The sequence below is a fragment of the Azospirillum sp. genome, assembly GCF_050789165.1.
In genome coordinates, this window is sequence record NZ_JBOZRT010000040.1 from 80228 (window position 1) to 96083 (window position 15856).

The 15856-nt window shown below is 71.4% G+C and carries 13 protein-coding genes; 4 read left to right on the forward strand and 9 right to left on the reverse strand.

The genetic code is table 11. The features are described 5' to 3' along the window. Positions 1–16 precede the first annotated feature (16 nt). Entirely contained in the window at positions 17–991 is a 975-nt protein-coding gene (locus ACRWK7_RS09560; RefSeq protein WP_431855977.1) for an ABC transporter substrate-binding protein, read from the reverse strand. Between the two features lie 368 nt (positions 992–1359). Here ACRWK7_RS09560 and ACRWK7_RS09565 point away from each other — a divergent pair, with 368 nt between their 5' ends. Both ACRWK7_RS09565 and ACRWK7_RS09570 read left to right on the forward strand, forming a co-directional pair. Beyond that, entirely contained in the window at positions 1360–3141 is a 1782-nt protein-coding gene (locus ACRWK7_RS09565) for an ATP-binding protein (RefSeq protein ID WP_431855978.1), read from the forward strand. Next, entirely contained in the window at positions 3134–4510 is a 1377-nt protein-coding gene (locus tag ACRWK7_RS09570) for a sigma-54-dependent transcriptional regulator (RefSeq protein ID WP_431855979.1), read from the forward strand. Before ACRWK7_RS09565 ends, ACRWK7_RS09570 begins: the two co-directional genes overlap by 8 nt. Before the next feature lie 4 nt (positions 4511–4514). Here the strand turns inward: ACRWK7_RS09570 and ACRWK7_RS09575 are convergent, their stop codons facing one another. From ACRWK7_RS09575 to ACRWK7_RS09600, 6 genes are all read right to left on the reverse strand, one after another. Next, positions 4515–5165 (reverse strand): carbonic anhydrase, encoded by a 651-nt coding sequence (locus ACRWK7_RS09575; RefSeq protein ID WP_431855980.1) that lies wholly within the window; start codon positions 5163–5165, stop codon positions 4515–4517. A 139-nt stretch (positions 5166–5304) separates the two neighbouring features. Next, positions 5305–6585, reverse strand: a complete 1281-nt coding sequence (locus ACRWK7_RS09580) for a four-carbon acid sugar kinase family protein (protein ID WP_431855981.1) — start codon at positions 6583–6585, stop codon at positions 5305–5307. After that, positions 6582–7844: a ribulose-bisphosphate carboxylase large subunit family protein gene (locus ACRWK7_RS09585; RefSeq protein WP_431855982.1), complete on the reverse strand. Its 1263-nt coding sequence runs from the start codon at positions 7842–7844 to the stop codon at positions 6582–6584. The genes ACRWK7_RS09580 and ACRWK7_RS09585 overlap by 4 nt, the downstream gene beginning before the upstream one ends. 7 nt (positions 7845–7851) lie before the next feature. Beyond that, positions 7852–8391: a VOC family protein gene (locus ACRWK7_RS09590; RefSeq protein WP_431855983.1), complete on the reverse strand. Its 540-nt coding sequence runs from the start codon at positions 8389–8391 to the stop codon at positions 7852–7854. A gap of 46 nt (positions 8392–8437) precedes the next feature. After that, positions 8438–10318, reverse strand: a complete 1881-nt coding sequence (locus ACRWK7_RS09595; RefSeq protein ID WP_431855984.1) for a TRAP transporter large permease subunit — start codon at positions 10316–10318, stop codon at positions 8438–8440. A gap of 197 nt (positions 10319–10515) precedes the next feature. Further along, positions 10516–11535 carry a TRAP transporter substrate-binding protein gene (locus ACRWK7_RS09600; protein ID WP_431855985.1) on the reverse strand — a complete coding sequence of 340 codons (1020 nt, stop codon included), beginning with the start codon at positions 11533–11535 and terminating at the stop codon, positions 10516–10518. A 161-nt stretch (positions 11536–11696) separates the two neighbouring features. Between ACRWK7_RS09600 and ACRWK7_RS09605 the strand changes: the two genes are divergently transcribed. Beyond that, a complete protein-coding gene (locus tag ACRWK7_RS09605) occupies positions 11697–12725 on the forward strand; it encodes a LacI family DNA-binding transcriptional regulator (protein ID WP_431855986.1) in 1029 nt (342 codons plus the stop codon). Positions 12726–12807: 82 nt separating this feature from the next. Here the strand turns inward: ACRWK7_RS09605 and ACRWK7_RS09610 are convergent, their stop codons facing one another. Together ACRWK7_RS09610 and ACRWK7_RS09615 are read right to left on the reverse strand one after the other, a co-directional pair. Beyond that, positions 12808–13989, reverse strand: a complete 1182-nt coding sequence (locus ACRWK7_RS09610) for a TMEM43 family protein (protein WP_431855987.1) — start codon at positions 13987–13989, stop codon at positions 12808–12810. Positions 13990–14189: 200 nt separating this feature from the next. Next, positions 14190–14738, reverse strand: a complete 549-nt coding sequence (locus ACRWK7_RS09615; protein ID WP_431855988.1) for a PQQ-dependent catabolism-associated CXXCW motif protein — start codon at positions 14736–14738, stop codon at positions 14190–14192. Between the two features lie 134 nt (positions 14739–14872). Here ACRWK7_RS09615 and ACRWK7_RS09620 point away from each other — a divergent pair, with 134 nt between their 5' ends. After that, the gene (locus tag ACRWK7_RS09620; RefSeq protein WP_431855989.1) at positions 14873–15853 is read left to right on the forward strand and encodes an ABC transporter substrate-binding protein; all 981 of its coding nucleotides are present in this window, start codon (positions 14873–14875) and stop codon (positions 15851–15853) included. Positions 15854–15856: the final 3 nt, after the last annotated feature.

Here is a 15856-nt window from a genome sequence, read left to right on the forward strand (position 1 = left end):
GTGCTCTCCCCTGTCCTCAGTTCACCTGGACGGCGGTCTTGGCCTTGGCCAGCAGGTCGAGCTTGACCCACTCGGCGGCCTTCGGCGGGGTGTTCATGCGGCCGACCCCGTACTTCTGCATCATGTCGGTGGTGACCTGCACGTGCTCGACCGTGATGTCGTAGCTGAACGGCGAGTTGCCGATGGCGTCCTGGTAGTCCTGGCTGGTGATCTGGCCCTTGAAGACGGTCTCACGCACGTACTTCTCGGCCAGCTCCGGCTTGGACAGGAAGGTGGCGGTGGCCTCGACGAAGCAGCGGATGAAGCGCTCGGCCACTTCCGGCTTCTTCTTGTAGAAGTCCTCGGTCACGACCAGGGAGCGCACCGGCTCGCCCAGCTCGGTGTCGTAGGGCTTGATGACCTCGACGCCGAAGCCCTTGTTGATCGCCTGGCTCGACTGCGGCTCCGACTGCGACATGGCGTCGATGCTGCCGGCGGCGAGCGCCTGGTTGAGGTCGGCGTAGGCCATGTAGAGGATCTGCACGTCCTTGCCGCCACGATCGGACCAGGACAGACCGTGCTTCGCCAGCTCGGCCAGCAGCACCAGTTCCTGCGCGCCGCCGCGCGGCACCCCGACCTTCTTGCCCTTCAGGTCGGCGATCGTCTTCACCCCGGCGTCCGGCTTGGCGACGATGCGCGCCCCGCCCTTGGCGAAGCCGGCCACCGCGTAGATCGGCACGCCCGAGGCGCGGCCGGCGATGGCGGCGTCCACGGCGCTGGCGGCGGCGTCGATCTCCCCGGCGACGATCGCCGGCAGGATGTCGATGCCCTTCGGGAACACCCGCTCCTCGATCTTCAGGCCGTACTTCGGCCCGATCTCCTTCATGTAGGAGATGGCGCCGTAATGCGCGAACTTCAGGTTGCCGAGCCGCACCACATCGTCGGCGTGCGCCGTCTGCGTGGCGAAGGCGGCGAGCGCCGCGACGGCGGCGATCAGGGTCTTCCTGGACATTGATCCTCTCCTCAGCTGTCCCGCGGCGGACCCGCGGGTTGGCTCCCCCTAAGGCAAGCCGCGTGCCGGACGCGGAATCGTTGAGGAGGCTGATGTTTTCGGATGTGCATCAGCGGATTTCCGCCGATGGAGCGCGGCGCGTCGGCGGATTCTTGCCGACCCTCCCCCAGCCCCGCTGGAGGAGGGAGGGACCCGCACAGCGGGAGGGTGGGGGCAGCGGCGCACGCGAGAATCCACGCCCGCCGCCAACACCGCTGCCCCCACCCAACCCTCCCCCGCCGGAGGCGGGGGAGGGCTTTAATGCTCCCCTTGACCTGCCCTTGCCCACCCGAGCAAGCTGCCCGTCCCCTCCACCGCGAGCCCCAACGATGTCCATCGCCCGGACCGATTCCCAGACGGACGCGCCTTCCCGGCGCCCCATCGGCGTGCGCGTCCTGTGGGCGGTGGCGCTCGCCGCGACGGTGGCGCTCGCCTCCTGGCAGACTCACCGGTGGGTCGAAGCGAGCGGGCTGGCCGAGCTGCGGCGGGTCGGCGAGCAGCGCCTCGGCCTCTATGCCAGCGGCATCCGCACCGCCATCGGCCGCTACGACTACCTGCCCTTCCTGCTGGCGCGCGACAAGGACGTGCTGGCCCTGCTGGCCGCGCCCTCGCCCGAGCGTCAAGCCATCGCCAACCACCTGCTGGAGACCGCCAACGAGGCCGCCGGGTCCGCCGCGCTGTTCGTCACCGACCGTACCGGCATGACGCTGGCCGCCAGCAACTGGAACGACCCGGCGCAGAGCTTCGTCGGCAACAGCTACGACTTCCGCCCCTATTTCCGGCAGGCGGCGCGGGGCGGCAGCGGCCGCTACTACGGCGTCGGCGCCACCACCGGCGTGCCCGGCTACTTCCTGTCACGCGCCGCCACGGGACCGGAGGGGCTGGCCGGCGTCGCCATCGTCAAGGTCGACCTGGAGCCGCTGCAGCGAGACTGGCAGGCCGCCGGGGAGCGGGTGCTGGTCACCGACGAGAATGGCGTCGTCTTCCTCGCCAGCCACGCCGAGTGGAAGTACCGCCCGTTGCGCGCCCTGGCCGAGCCGGTGCGCGCCCAGCTCGCCGCCACCCGGCAGTACGCCGGCGCCGACCTCCGTCCGCTCGGCCTGACCAGCCGGCCGGACGGCACGGTGACGCTGCCCGGCTCGGGCGCCCTCCTCATGCAGGAGCTTGCCCTGCCCGACCTCGGCGCGACCGTCCGTCTGCTCTCCGACGTGGAGCCGGTGCTGGCGCAGGCGCGCGGCGGCGCGGTGCTGACGGCGGCGCTGGTGCTGCTGCTGGCCGCCGGCCTGCTGCTCGCCCGCCAGCGCGCCGAGACCCTGCGCCTCCAGCGGGAGGCGAACGAGACGCTGGAGCGCCGCGTCGACGAGCGCACCCGCGAGCTGGCCGCCGCCAACCAGGTGCTGCGCGACGCGCAGGAGGAGCTGGTGCAGGCCGGCAAGCTGGCAGCGCTCGGCCAGATGTCGGCGGCGCTGGCGCACGAGTTCAACCAGCCGCTGGCGGCGATCCGCACCTTCGTCGCGTCCACCCGCCTGCTGGCGGAGCGCGGCGACACCCCCTCGGTGCTCGGCAACCTGGGCATGATCGCCGACATGGCGGAACGCATGGCGGTGATCTCCGGCCACCTTAAGACCTTCGCCCGCAAGGGGCCGGCGCGGGTGGAGGCGGTGCCGGTGGGTCAGGCGCTCGACCGCGCGCTGCTGCTGCTCGGCCAGCGCTTGCGCCACGACGGCATCGACCTGACCCGCGCCGTGCCCGACAACGCCGTGGTGCGCGGCGACGCGGTGCGGCTGGAGCAGGTGCTGGTCAACCTGATCCGCAACGCCGCCGACGCGCTGTCGGGCGTGGAGGACCGCCGCATCGCCGTGTCGGCCGTGCATGGCGCCGGGGTGTGGGAGGTGCGGATCTCCGACACCGGAACCGGCATCGCGCCGGAACATCAGGCCCGCCTGTTCGACCCGTTCTTCACCACCAAGGAGGTCGGCGAAGGGCTGGGCCTCGGGCTGTCGCTGTCCTACGGCATCGTGCGCGACTTCGGCGGCAGCCTGCGCGCCGAGAACAACGCGCAAGGCGGCGCCACCTTCGTGATGATCCTGCCGGAGGCCGCGCATGGCTGAGCTGGGCCCCCGTATGGGACACGTCCTGTTCGTCGACGACGAGATGCCGATGCGCGTCTCGGTCGAGCAATGGCTGCGCCTCGCCGGCTTCGCGGTGGAGGCGTTCGAGACGCCGGAGCCGGCGCTGGCCCGCCTGACGCCCGACTTCCCCGGCATCCTGGTCACCGACGTGCGGATGCCGCGCACCGACGGCCTCACGGTGCTGGACCACGCGCTGGAGCGCGACGGCGACGTGCCGGTGATCCTGGTGACCGGGCACGGCGACGTCGCCATGGCGGTCGAGGCGATGCGGCGCGGCGCCTACGACTTCATCGAGAAGCCCTTCGAGCCCGAGCGCCTGACCGAGGTGATCCGCCGCGCCTGCGAGAAGCGCCGGCTGGTGCTGGAGAACCGCGGCCTGCGCCGGCAGGTCTCCGGCCGCGGCATCGAGGGGCGGCTGGTCGGCACGTCCCGCGCGATGCAGGATTTGCGGCGCGAGGTGCTGGAACTGGCCGCCACCAGCGCCAGCGTGCTGATCCACGGCGAGACCGGGTCCGGCAAGGAGGTGGTGGCGCGCTGCCTGCACGACTTCGGCCCGCGCGCCGGAGGCGCCTTCGTCGCCGTCAACGGCGGCGCCATCCCCGAGAGCATGGCGGAGAGCGAGCTGTTCGGCCACGAGCCCGGCGCCTTCACCGGCGCCGCGCAGCGCCGCGTCGGCCGGATTGAGCACGCCGACGGCGGCACCCTCTTCCTCGACGAGGTGGAGAGCATCCCGGCGGCGATCCAATTGAAACTGCTGCGCGCCCTGCAGGAGCGCAGCATCGAGCGGCTCGGCTCCAACAAGGCGGTCGCCGTGGACATCCGCATCGTCGCCGCCAGCAAGGTGGACCTGCTGGCCGCCAGCGAGGCGGGGCGCTTCCGCGCCGACCTCTACTACCGCCTGAACGTCGCCGAGCTGCACATCCCGCCGCTGCGCGACCGCGGTGAGGACATCCCGCTGCTGTTCGACTTCTTCGCCGCGGAGTTCGCCGCGCTGCACGGCCGCGAGCCGCGCCCGCTGGAGCCGGTGGACGTCGACGCGCTGCTGGCGCACGACTGGCCGGGCAACGTGCGCGAACTGCGCAACCTTGCCGAACGCCACGTGCTGACGCTGGGCCGCGGCGGGGTGGCGGCGCTGCTGCGGCGCCGGCCCGTGGGCGAGGCGGACATCGGCCGGCGCTCCCTGCCGGAGCAGGTCGACGCCTACGAGAAGCGCCTGATCGAACAGGCGCTGACGCGCTGCCGCGGCGACATCAAGGCGGTGATCGACCTGCTGGGCATCCCGCGCCGCACCCTGAACGAGAAGATGGCGCGGCACGGGCTGGAACGGCAGAGCTTCCTGGGACGCTGACCGCTCACCCGCACACGGCCGGCGGCAGACGCTCGGTCTCCGCGGCCATGGAGAGGAAGGCGCCGTTGGCCGGGTCGTGCAGCAGCAGGTCGGCCGCCGCCACGTCGAACAGGCAGCCGTGCAGCGCCAGGGTGCCGGCCTCCACCTTCTCGCGGATCCAGGGGAAGCTCATGAGGTTGGCGAGCGACTGGCGGATCACCTCGCGCTCGGCCGCGGCGCAGGCCTGCTCGGGATGCGTCGCGCCGTCGAGGACGCGGGCGCGCACGTCGGCGGCGATGGACATCCACGGGCCGATGAAGTCGCCGCCGTCCGTCCCACGGTCGAGCAGCGTGCGGATGCCGCCGCAGCGGGTGTGGCCCATGACGATGACCTGCGGCACGTTCAATTGCCGCACCGCGAACTCCAGCGCCGCGCTGGTGCCGTGGTAGTCGGCGCTCGGCGCGTAGGGCGGTACCAGGTTGGCGACGTTGCGGATAACGAACAGATCGCCCGGCCCCGCCCCGAAGATCAGCTGCGGATCGACGCGGGAATCGCAGCAGGCGATCACCGCCGCGCGCGGGCTTTGCCCGGCGATGGAGAGGTGTCGGTAACGCTCCTTATGATCCTGGAACGCCGTGGCGCGGAACGTCCGGAAACCATCGATGAGCGTCTGCATGGATGCGTCCTCGTCAATCGAACCGCAGGCGATTATTCGCATCCTTCGCAGCTTCGCAAGCCTCGGGCGGAAAAATCATGCAATCTTGCGAGAATCTACGCTTTTGAATCGCAGCATTTGCGAAGATTGCAAACCATGTTCACCCGTGAACGAGGCGCTCCAACAGATCCTCGGCGCCCATCTGGCCACCCTTGAGCATCAGCTCGACACCGTCGCAGGCGGGGTCGTCGCCGTGGCTCCGGCACAGCGTCACCCCCGGCCCCAGCGTGGTCGCGTAGGACAGCCCCCAGCAGCCGAGCGCGGCGACGGCCCGGCTGGAGGTGTCGCCGCCGAGGATGCCCAGCCGCCGCACCGGCGCCGCGCGCACCACGTCGGCGACGAAGGCCGCGGTGGCGGTGGCGACCGCCGCGGCCTGTGCCGCGTCGGGCGCGCCGTCCGGCGGCGCGGTCCAGACCAGCACGTGCCGCCCGGCCCGCAGACAGGCGGCCACGTCCTCCCGCAGACGCGCCGCGTAGGCGGGGTCGGCGCACAGCGGGCCGGCGTCGGCGCGCAGGCGGTCGAAGGACGCGGCGGCCTCGACCTGCCGGCGCGTCACCGGCGACAGGCTGCCGGCCATGACGAACACCGGGCCGCGCGCCGGTTCCAGCGCGCCGTCGATGGGGCGGGCCGCCGCCGGACCGGTGAGCGACCAGTGCGAGGTCAAGGCCTGCGCCACGCTGCTCGGCCCCACCGCCAGCAGCGGCGCCCGGCGGGCGCGCTCCCAGATCAGCCGGCCGATGGGAGCGAGGTGCGCCGGGCGCGCGACGTCGAGCAGGACGCAGCCCTGGCCCACCCGCGCGTCGAGTTCCGTGTCGCCCAGGTCGTAGTCGGGGTAGTGCAGGGCCGCCACGCCGGACAGCCCTTGCGCGGCGAGGTGCAGCCGCAGGTCGGCCTCGGCCATCGGGGTGACAGGGTGGGCGCGCATGGTGGGGTGGCGGTCGATGCGGTGCACGGCCCCACCGGTGCCGGCCGCGGCGAAAAGAGTGCTGAACAGGCAATAGCGGCCGAGGTTCGGCTGGCCGCCGACGATGGGCAGGAACGGATTCGGGAAGAACGGCCGCAGCGCCGCCACGGCGGCGCCGATGCTGCCGACGTGCGGCGCGCTGTCGAAGGTCGAGCAGCACTTGTAGTGCATCACCGGCGCGCCGAGCCCGGCGAAGAAGCGCCCGACCGGCTCCAGCTCCGCCCGCATGGCCTCCGGGTCCATGCCGCGCGCCGCCCCGGCGATGCCCAGCGCGTCGAGCGGGCCGAGGTCCGCCAGCCGCCCGGCGTCGGGCACGCCGAGCAGCAGCAGCGCCCGCTGCCCGGCCTTCGCCAGGGTCGCCAGCGTGTCGGTGGCGCCGGTGAAGTCGTCGCCGTACCAGCCGTAGCGCGGCCTCACGCCTTGCCCCCGAAGAACTCCAGCGCCCGCTTCAGTTCCGGCTGCGCCTTGGCCGCGTCCTCCAGGCCGGTGCCCGCGCGCACCGCCGCCCACGCCTGCCGGATCGAGGCGACGCCGGCCGCCGGACCATCGGGATGCGCCATGATGCCGCCGCCGGACATGAACAGCAGGTCGTCGGTGCCCACGGCGTCCCAGGTCACCGGCACGGTGCCCGCCCATTGCCCGGAGGAGAAGGCCGGCATCACCCGGTCGTCCGCCCCGTCGGCGAGCGGCGTCAGGCAGGCGCGCGCGCCCTCGATCACCTCGGCGTCCGGTTGGGCGAACTTGCCCTGCAAGCCGTGCACGTGCATGTGGTCGACACCCGCCAGCCGCCAGAGCACCTGATAGGCATCAAAGCCGATGCCCAGCATCGGGTGCCTGGAGAGCGCGCCGAAGCCGTTGCGGTGGCCGTGCAGGACCAGCCCGGTGCCCCGCCGCAGCGTCTGCACCGCCGAGAAGCCGCACCAGTTCAGGCTGACCATGACGCAGCTGCCGCCTTCGCGCTCCACCAGATCGGCGTGGCGGCGCATGGCGTCGGTCTCGTCGGTGATGTTGAAGGCGACCATCACGTGCTTGCCGGTGCGGTCCTGGTGCGCCCGCACCCGCCGCATCACCGCCGGGACGCGCTCGGCCAGCGGCGCGTGCGCGGGGTCGGCGCTGATCTCGTCGTCCTTGATGAAGTCCAACCCGGCGGCGCAGAGCTGGCCGACCAGTTCCCCCGTCTCCTCGGCCGACAGCCCGACGTTCGGCTTGATGATCGAGCCGACCAGCGCGCCGTCCGTGACGCCGGTCAACCGCCGCGTGCCGGCGACGCCGTGCCTGGGGGTGTCGAACTGCGCGCGGTAGGCGGCGGGGACGCGCACCGACTCCAGCCGCAGCCCGGTGACCTCGCCCAGGTCGTACAGATTGCCGGCCACGGTCGCCGCCAGCGTTGGCAGGTTCGGCCCGAGGTTGGCGACCGGGAACGAGATGGTGACCCTCGCCCGCCGCCACGGCCCCGGACGCTTCTGCCGCTCCAGCCAGCTGTTCGGCAGGCTGGGGGTGAGCGCGGCGGGCAGCTCCTCGACGCGTTCGACCACCGCGCGGGCGCGGGCGCGCAGGTCGTCGGTCTCGCCGTGCACGCGGGTGAAGGTGCCGCAGGACTGCTCGCCGGCCATCACCTCGGCCACCCTGGCGGGGTCGATCGGCGTCTCGATCAGGTAGTCGGCTTCCAGGCGCATGCGAGGCTCACAGCCGGCTGAGGTCGGGGAACGGGCGCACAGGGTCGCTGCCGTCCCAGCCCTCGGAGGCGGCGCGGATCAGGTCGAACATCTTGCCCTTGGGGCCGGCGACCTCCGACAGCTCGATGACGGTGCCGGGGTGGTACTCGGTGTCGAAGTAGACGAAGCGCCCGCGCTCCCCCACCTCGCCGCTCATGACCGGCTTGAAGCCCTGTTTGAGCAGGCGTTCCATGTCGGCGTCGTAGGCTTCAGTCCAGTAGGCGACGTGCTGGAGCCCGGTGCGCCCGGCCTGCCGGAAGTCGCGGTACATGGAGGGGGCGTCGTTGCGGGTCTGGATCAGCTCCATCTGCAACGGGCCGGAGTTGGCCAGCGCCACCGAGTTGTGCACCTCGTACCGCTCGCCGCGGTAGGTGTAGTTCTTGATCGGCACGCGCTCATTGTAGAACCACGGGCCGATGCCGAGCGTGCGGCTCCAGTAGTCCATGGCGGCCTCGATGTCGTCCACGACATAGCCGGCCTGCCGGATCTCGCCGAAGAATCGGCTCATGCGAAAGCTCCCTGAGAGAAGGATCGGGAAAGAGGGACCGGCGGCCTCAGAAAGGCAGGAAGCCGGTGGAAATCCAGGGGATGGCGGCCACGACGACCAGGCCCACGAGAAGGGCGGCGACGTAGCCCCAGATGTGCTTCAGGCCCTCATCCGGGTGGACCTTGCTGATGGCGCAGGCGCCGTAGTAGCCGACGCCGAACGGCGGGGCGAACAGGCCGATGCCCATGGCGAAGATCACCACCATGGCGTAGTGCACCTCGTGCACGCCGGCGGCCCGTGCGATGGGGAACAGCAGCGGCCCGAACAGCACGATGGCGGGGATGCCCTCCAGCACGCTGCCAAGGATGACGAAGGCGACGATGGAGATGGCGAGGAAGCCGTATCCCCCGCCGGGAATGCCGGCCATCCAGCGCGCCAGATCGCGGGAGAAGCCGGACTGCGTCAAGCCCCAGGCCATGGCTGTGGCGCAGCCGACGATGAAGATGATGGCCCCGGTCAGCGACGCGGTCTCGATCAGCATGGGCCGCAGCCGCGCCCAGTCGAACTGCCGGTAGACCAGCAGCCCCATTAGCGTCGCGTAGGCGATGCCGATGGTCGACACCTCGGTGGCGGTCGCCACGCCCTCGACCACCGCGGCGCGGATGACGAAGGGCAGCGCGATGGCCGGCAGCGCCACCAGGGCGAGTCGGGCGATCTCCCGCTTCGGCGTGCGCGCCACGTGGCTGAGGTCCTCGTGGCGGTAGCGCCACCAGACCACCGCGCAGAGCGCCGCGCCCAGCACCACCGCCGGCAGCAGCCCGCCGGCGAACAGCGCCGCGATCGACACGCCGGTGACCGAGCCGATGGTGATCAGCACGATGGAGGGCGGGATGGTCTCGGTCTGCGCGCCCGTGGCCGACAGCAGCGCCACGAGGTCGCCCGGCGCCGCGCCGCGCTTCTTCATCTCCGGGAACAGCACCGGCGCGATGGCCGCCATGTCGGCGATCTTCGAGCCGGAGATGCCGGACACCAGGTACATCGCCCCGATCAGCACGTAGGACAACCCGCCGCGCACGTGCCCCAGCAGGCTGGCGAGGAACTGGATCATGGCGCGCGCCATGCCGGTCATCTCGATCAGCAAACCCAGGAAGACGAACAGCGGCACCGCCAGCAGGATCAGGTGCGACATGCCCTCGTCCAGCCGGCCGACCATGACCAGCAGCGGCGTCGTGGTGGTCAGCGCCAGATAGCCGAAGGTGGCGAGCGCGAAGGAGAAGGCGATCGGCACGCCGGCGAACACGTTGGCCGCCACCACGCCGACGAAGAAGATGATCAGGTTGGCCTGCCCCAGCGGCTTCAGCACCGGCCCGGCCAGCCAGAAGGCGCCGACCACGCCGGCGGTCAGCGCCACCGCCGCCAGCACCAGCTTGGGCGAGCGCAAGCGCATCAGCCGCACCAGCGCCACAACCAGCATCAGCGCCACGCCGGTCGGCAGCGCCGCGGCGCGCCACGCGTTGGATATCTCCAGCGCCGGGGTGACGATGTACTGCTCCTCCATGGCGTAGTCGGCCGCATGGTGCAGGATCAGCGCCAGGAAGGCGACGGGGGCGGTGATCGCCAGCGTCTCCAGCAGGGCGCGGGCTTGCGGACCGACGCGGCTGACCAGCCCGGTCATCCGCATGTGCTCGCCGCGCCGCAGCGCCACCACGGCGCCCAGCATGGACAGCCACAGGAAGAGGATGGAGGCCAGCTCGTCCGACCACACCAGCGGCGCGTGGAAGACGTAACGGGCGACGACCCCGGCGAAGAGGATGACGATCTCCACCAGCACCAGCAGCGCCGCCACCGCCTCGACGGTGACGGCGAGGCCGCGGTCCAGCCGGTCGGCCAGATGGGGGCCCGGGCCGGAGGAAGCCGTCGTCTGGAACACGGTCGCTTCGCCGGACATGGTCGTGCGCTCCTCGGTGTGGGGGTGCATAGAGTCTCACCAGCCTTCTCGCCCTCCCCCAGCCCCGCTGGGGGAGGGAGGGACCCGCGCAGCGGGAGGGTGGGGGCTACGGCGTCGGTGGCGGGCGTTGAGTCTCGGACGCGCCGCTGCCCCCACCCACCCCTCCCCCGCCGGAAGCAGGGGAGGGCTATGAACCGTCACGCCAGCTTGCCGACCGCGCCCTCCAGCAGGCCCCAGGCCTCGTCGCCGAAGCGGCCCTTCCATTCCGAATAGAAGCCGGCGTCGCGCAGCTTGGCGCGGAAGCTGTCGGGGTTGGGCCGGTTGAAGGCCAGGCCCTTGCTCTCCAGGTCCTTCTGCACCGACAGGTTCAGCGCCTTGATGTCCTCGCGCTGCGCCACGCCGGCGTCGTTGATGGCGCCCGCCACGATCTTCTGGAGGTCCGGCGGCAGGCCGTTCCAGGCACGGCCGTTGGCGATGAACCAGAAGCCGTCCCAGATGTGGTTGCTGAGCGCGCAGTACTTCTGCACTTCGTACAGCTTGGCGACCTGGATGATCGGCAGCGGGTTCTCCTGCGCATCGACGATGCGGGTTTGCAGCGACGAATACACCTCGCTGAACTGCAGGCTGGCCGGGGCGGCGGAGAGCGCCTTGAACATGGCGATGGACAGCGGGCTGACCGGCACGCGGATCTTCAGGCCGTTCATGTCCGCGGCGGATTCGATGGGCTTGCCGCTGCTGGTCATCTGGCGGAAGCCGTTGTCCCACATCTTCTCGAAGGCGTAGAGGCCGACCTTGGAGATGGCGCCGCGCACGTGCGCGCCCAGCTTGCCGTCCATCGCCGCCCACACCTGCCCGTAGTCGGAGAAGGCGAAGCCGACCGCGTTGATCGCCGCCACCGGCACCAGCGTGGCGATCACCAGCGCCGACGGTGTGAAGAAGGTGATCCCGCCGCTGCGCACCTGGCTCAGCATGTCGGTGTCGCCGCCCAACTGGTTGTTCGGGAAGATCTGCACGCTGACGCGCCCGTTGCTCTCGCGCGCGATGCGCTCGGCCGCTTCCTGCGCGCGGACGTTCAGCGGGTGGGTGAGCGGCAGGTTGTTGCCGTACTTCAGCTCGAACTCGGCGGCGCGGGCGATGCCCGGCATCCCGATGAGCGCCCCCGCGGCCGGAGCGGCGGCGAAGGCCTTGAGCATGGTGCGGCGCGACAGCTGGTTCATGCTTTCCTCCCCGGCATCGTTGATGTAGTTTGATGCCACAGCGTGATTGTTGGCGTGACGGTATGTCGCGCCGTTGCTTGGGTCAAACGAGATTTTTGATGTGATTTGATGGAGCTTCGGTGATGCGGGATGATGTCGGGGCGGCTGGTGAAGCCCGCGGATTGCCGCGCATCGCGGACATCGCGCGGATGTCGGGCGTGTCCACCGCGACGGTCGACCGGGTGCTCAACCACCGCCCGGGCGTGCGGGCATCCACCGTGCAGCGCGTGCTGAAGGCCGCCGCCGAGCTGGACTATCTGCCCGAAGCCGACCTGCGCGCCGCCATGGCGCCGAAGCCGATGCGGGTGGCGTTCCTGCTGCCGGCCGGCACCAACCGCTACCTCACCGGCCTCGGCCAGCTGGTCCGCGCGTCGGAGGCGGCGCTGGCGCCGCTCGGCGTCAAGGCGCAGGTCGAGTTCATCAAGAGCTTCAATCCCGAACTGCTGGCGCGCAGCCTGCTCCAGCACTGGCGCAAGGTGGACGGCGTCGCCTTCATGGCGCTGGAGCACCCCGCCGTGCGCGAGGCGGTGAACGAGCTGGCGGAGCGCAACGTGCCGACGGTGACGCTGATCTCCGACGTGCAGAACTGCCGCCGCGCCGCCTGCATCGGCCTGGACAACCGCGCCGCCGGCCGCACCGCTGGGCACCTGATCGCCCGCTTCGCCGGCCGCCGTCCCGCCAAGGTGGCGATGATCGCCGGCAGCCTCAGCTACCGCGCCCACGAGGAGCGCGAGCTGGGCTTCCTGGCCTACCTCGCCGAGGCGGCGCCGGAGGTCGAAGTCCTCGGCCTGCGCGAAGCGCACGACGACGAGGGAGAGAGCTACCGGCAGACACGCACGCTGCTCGCCCACCACCCCGACCTTGCGGGCATCTACAACATCGGCGGCGGGGCCGGCGGCGTCGCCCGCGCGTTGAAGGAGGCGCGGCGGGAGCGCGACGTGGTCTTCGTCGGCCATGGCCTGACGGCGGAGACGCGCGCCATGCTGATCGACGGCACGCTGGACGCGGTGCTCAACCAGGACGCCCGGAGCGCCATGCTGGCCGCCGCCGCGGTCTTCGCCAACCTGCGCACCGGGCGCGAAGCCATGCACGGCATCGACGCCCCGCGAATCGACGTGATCTTCCGGGAGAATCTGCCGGCCGGCGTGTGAAGCCCTGGGTGCGGCGCCGTATCTCCAAGAACTCAACAACTTAACCGTCATCCCCGCCTTCGCGGGGATGACGGAAAAGCAGTCACGCCGCAGCCGCCACCCGCTTGCGCGACGGCAGCGCGCGGCGGATCAGCACCGCCAGCACGATCCCGGCAACGATCAGCCCACCGCCGATCAGCGGCCGGTGGGCCAGCCACGCCACGGCGACGACGGTCAGCGTCAGCGGGACCGACACCACCACCGCCACGCCAAAGGCCGCCGCCCCCACCAGCGATTCCAGGAAGGGCAGCAGGCTCGCCAGCCAGAGGATCGGGCTGGCCATGAACAGCACGCCGAACAGCATCACGAAGAATCCCACCGCGCGCAGGATCCAAGTGAGCGTGTTCTCGTCCGACTTGGCGTGCTGGAACATGGTGTCGGCGCTGCGCGTGCCGACCTCGACGAGGTTGATGGTCTGGCCGCGCTCGCCGGGGAAGCCGGCCAGGGTGCCGTTCATCTGCGCGCCGACGACGCTGAGCGTCTGCGCCGGCACCACGCGGAAGCCGACCCGCAGGTCGCCGATCTGCGGCTGGTCGGGCGAGGCGCCGCGGTACAGCTGCTCACCCACCCAGGCGAATCCCTGCGGCAGCACGGCCGACGAATCCGGTGCCAGCCGCTCGAAGGCGCTCACCTGCTTGACCAGCGACGGGTCGAGCGCGAAGGCGCCGAGCTTGGCGCCGCGCGCCTCGAGGACGGCGCTGCGGTAGGGCATGGGCGGGTTGCGGTGGCCGTCCGGGCGCTTGAAGGCGCTGGAGTCGATGGGGCGCTCCGACCATTCCTTGACGTAGCGATAGGTGGTCGTCGTGGTCTCGGAGCCGCCGACCGACTTCTCGCTCTTGCTCTCCTCGTTCTGGCGCCACTGGTACATCTCGACCGTGCGCTCCAGCCGCAGGGCCGAGGGGTGTCCGACGTTGAACACCGGGTCGTTCAGCCGGCCGGGCACGGTGGCCGGGCCGGAGACGTGGACGAGGCGGCCCTCGTTGGCCGGCTGCACGGCGTCGGCCGGCACCGACTGCACCGCCTTGGCGCCGGCGTTCAGCGCGGTGATGGCGTCCACCGCGCGCCCCTCGTTCCAGGACAGCAGCACGATGCTGCCGACCACCATGAGGAAGCCGACGAACGCCCCCGCGACCGAGCCGCCGAGGCGGTCGAACCAGCCCTGCGTCGTCGTCTCGGTGACGGTGTCGTCACCGTCGGTGATCGTCACGGTATCCTCGTCCGCCATGCCCTCCTCCCCCGTTGCTTGAGGACCAGCGTAGCCGAAGCACAGCGCGCGGCACCACCGCAGAATACACCTGAAAATGATGAGGTCGGCCAAATCGGCGCAATGTTGCCTCAGGGGAGAATTACAGTGCAGCGTACGGTTTTGCTCTCCCTATGCCTGTTCGCATCGGCGCACTGCATTCGAGAACGCTGAAGTTTTGGTCACGGCCCGGCCGACAGGGGCAACGGGCCGCCGTCCTGCGTCGGCAGGCCGGCCTCCTCCCAGCCGTCGAGGCCGTCTCGGTACCAGTAGACGCGGCGGTAGCCGAGGAAGAGCGCCCGCTTGGCGGCGTTCCACGACATCCAGCAGTCGGCCAGGCAGTAGAACAGCAGCCCCCGCCCGCGGTCGCCGCCGGTCAGGCGCTCCAGGGCATGAACCATGTAGGCCTCGATCTCCGGCCCCGGCTCGCCCAGCCCGACGTTGGGCAGCCACACGCCGCCGGGAATCTGGGGCGTCGGCTTGGCCAGCAGCCACGGCCCGGCCGGCCGGCGCTCCAGCTTGAGCACGTTGACGGGCAGCGCCGCCCCCTCCTCCACCAGACGCCGCGCCGCCGCCGTGTCGACGGTCGTCGCCCCGGCCAGCGTCGCCGGTGTCGGCGCACGGTAGCCGTCGAGGCGGTAGCCCGCCGGTTCGGTCACCGGCCCGCCCGCACGGGCGGGAAGCGTCAGCAGGACCATTGCGGCCATCGCCGCCCAGAAGGATCCGCGCACCCCCGCCCTCCGTTTCCGTCATGTCCGCGCCGACGAGACCGGCGCCGGTCCCCCAACGTCAAGTTGCCTGAAGGTCGAATGTCCGCCCGGCCCGCGCCCTGATACCCTGATGCCTTCTGGGGAGAACGCCCGTGATGAACTTCTGGAAGCGCTTGGCGGTCCTGGCCGCGCTGCTCTTGGCCCTGGCCTCCCCCGCCGCGGCCGAACGCCCGCTGCTGACCATCGGCGTGCTAAAGTTCGGCACCGCCAGCTGGGAGCTGGACACCATCCGCGCCAACCGCCTGGACGAGGAGGGCGGCTTCGCGCTGAAGCTGGTCGAGCTGGCCAGCAACCAAGCCACCCAGGTCGCCCTGCAGGCCAAGGCGGTGGACATGATCGTCACCGACTATCTGTGGGTGGCGCGCCAGCGCGCGGCCGGCGAGACCCTGTCCTTCCTGCCGCACTCCAGCGCCGTCGGCGCGCTGATGGTGCCGGCCTCCTCCCCGATCAGGGATGTGGCCGACCTGCGCGGCAAGCGCATCGGCGTCGCGGGCACGCCGCTGGACAAGAGCTGGCTGCTGCTCAAGGCCTACGCCCGCGAGCGGCACGGGCTCGACCTGGACGCGGAGTCCCGGCCGGCCTTCGCCGCGCCGCCGCTGCTGAACCAGAAGCTCGCGTCTGGGGAGATGGACGCCGTGCTCAACTTCTGGCCCTACGCGGCGCGGCTGGAGGCGCAGGGCATGCGCGCGGTGATCGGCGTGGACGAGCTGATGCGGGGGCTGGGGGCCAAGGTCGCCGTGCCCGCCGTCGGCTTCACCTTCCGCGAGGAATGGGCGAAGGCCAACCCGACGCTGCTCGCCGGCTTCGCCGCCGCGTCGGAGAAGGCCAAGCGCATCCTCGCCACCTCCGACGCCGCGTGGGAGCGGCTGCGGCCGATCATGCAGGCGGAGGACGATACCACCTGGGCACGCCTGCGCGACCGCTACCGCGCCGGCATCCCCGCCCACTGGGGCGACGCCGAGCGCGCCGAGGGTGCCAAGCTCTACGCCCTGCTCGCCAAGCTGGGCGGTCGGGAACTGGTGGGGGACGCGCCCACCCTGCCCGATGGCACCTTCTGGCCGAACGTACGGTACTGAGCC

Excerpts from the sequence above, each read along its gene's own strand:
- ACRWK7_RS09610 (WP_431855987.1), bottom strand. The coding sequence starts at position 13,989 with ATGGCGGACGAGGATACCGTGACGATCACCGACGGTGACGACACCGTC.
- ACRWK7_RS09620 (WP_431855989.1), top strand. The coding sequence starts at position 14,873 with ATGAACTTCTGGAAGCGCTTGGCGGTCCTGGCCGCGCTGCTCTTGGCC.
- ACRWK7_RS09590 (WP_431855983.1), bottom strand. The coding sequence starts at position 8,391 with ATGAGCCGATTCTTCGGCGAGATCCGGCAGGCCGGCTATGTCGTGGAC.
- ACRWK7_RS09570 (WP_431855979.1), top strand. The coding sequence starts at position 3,134 with ATGGCTGAGCTGGGCCCCCGTATGGGACACGTCCTGTTCGTCGACGAC.
- ACRWK7_RS09575 (WP_431855980.1), bottom strand. The coding sequence starts at position 5,165 with ATGCAGACGCTCATCGATGGTTTCCGGACGTTCCGCGCCACGGCGTTC.
- ACRWK7_RS09560 (WP_431855977.1), bottom strand. The coding sequence starts at position 991 with ATGTCCAGGAAGACCCTGATCGCCGCCGTCGCGGCGCTCGCCGCCTTC.
- ACRWK7_RS09595 (WP_431855984.1), bottom strand. The coding sequence starts at position 10,318 with ATGTCCGGCGAAGCGACCGTGTTCCAGACGACGGCTTCCTCCGGCCCG.
- ACRWK7_RS09565 (WP_431855978.1), top strand. The coding sequence starts at position 1,360 with ATGTCCATCGCCCGGACCGATTCCCAGACGGACGCGCCTTCCCGGCGC.
- ACRWK7_RS09600 (WP_431855985.1), bottom strand. The coding sequence starts at position 11,535 with ATGAACCAGCTGTCGCGCCGCACCATGCTCAAGGCCTTCGCCGCCGCT.
- ACRWK7_RS09585 (WP_431855982.1), bottom strand. The coding sequence starts at position 7,844 with ATGCGCCTGGAAGCCGACTACCTGATCGAGACGCCGATCGACCCCGCC.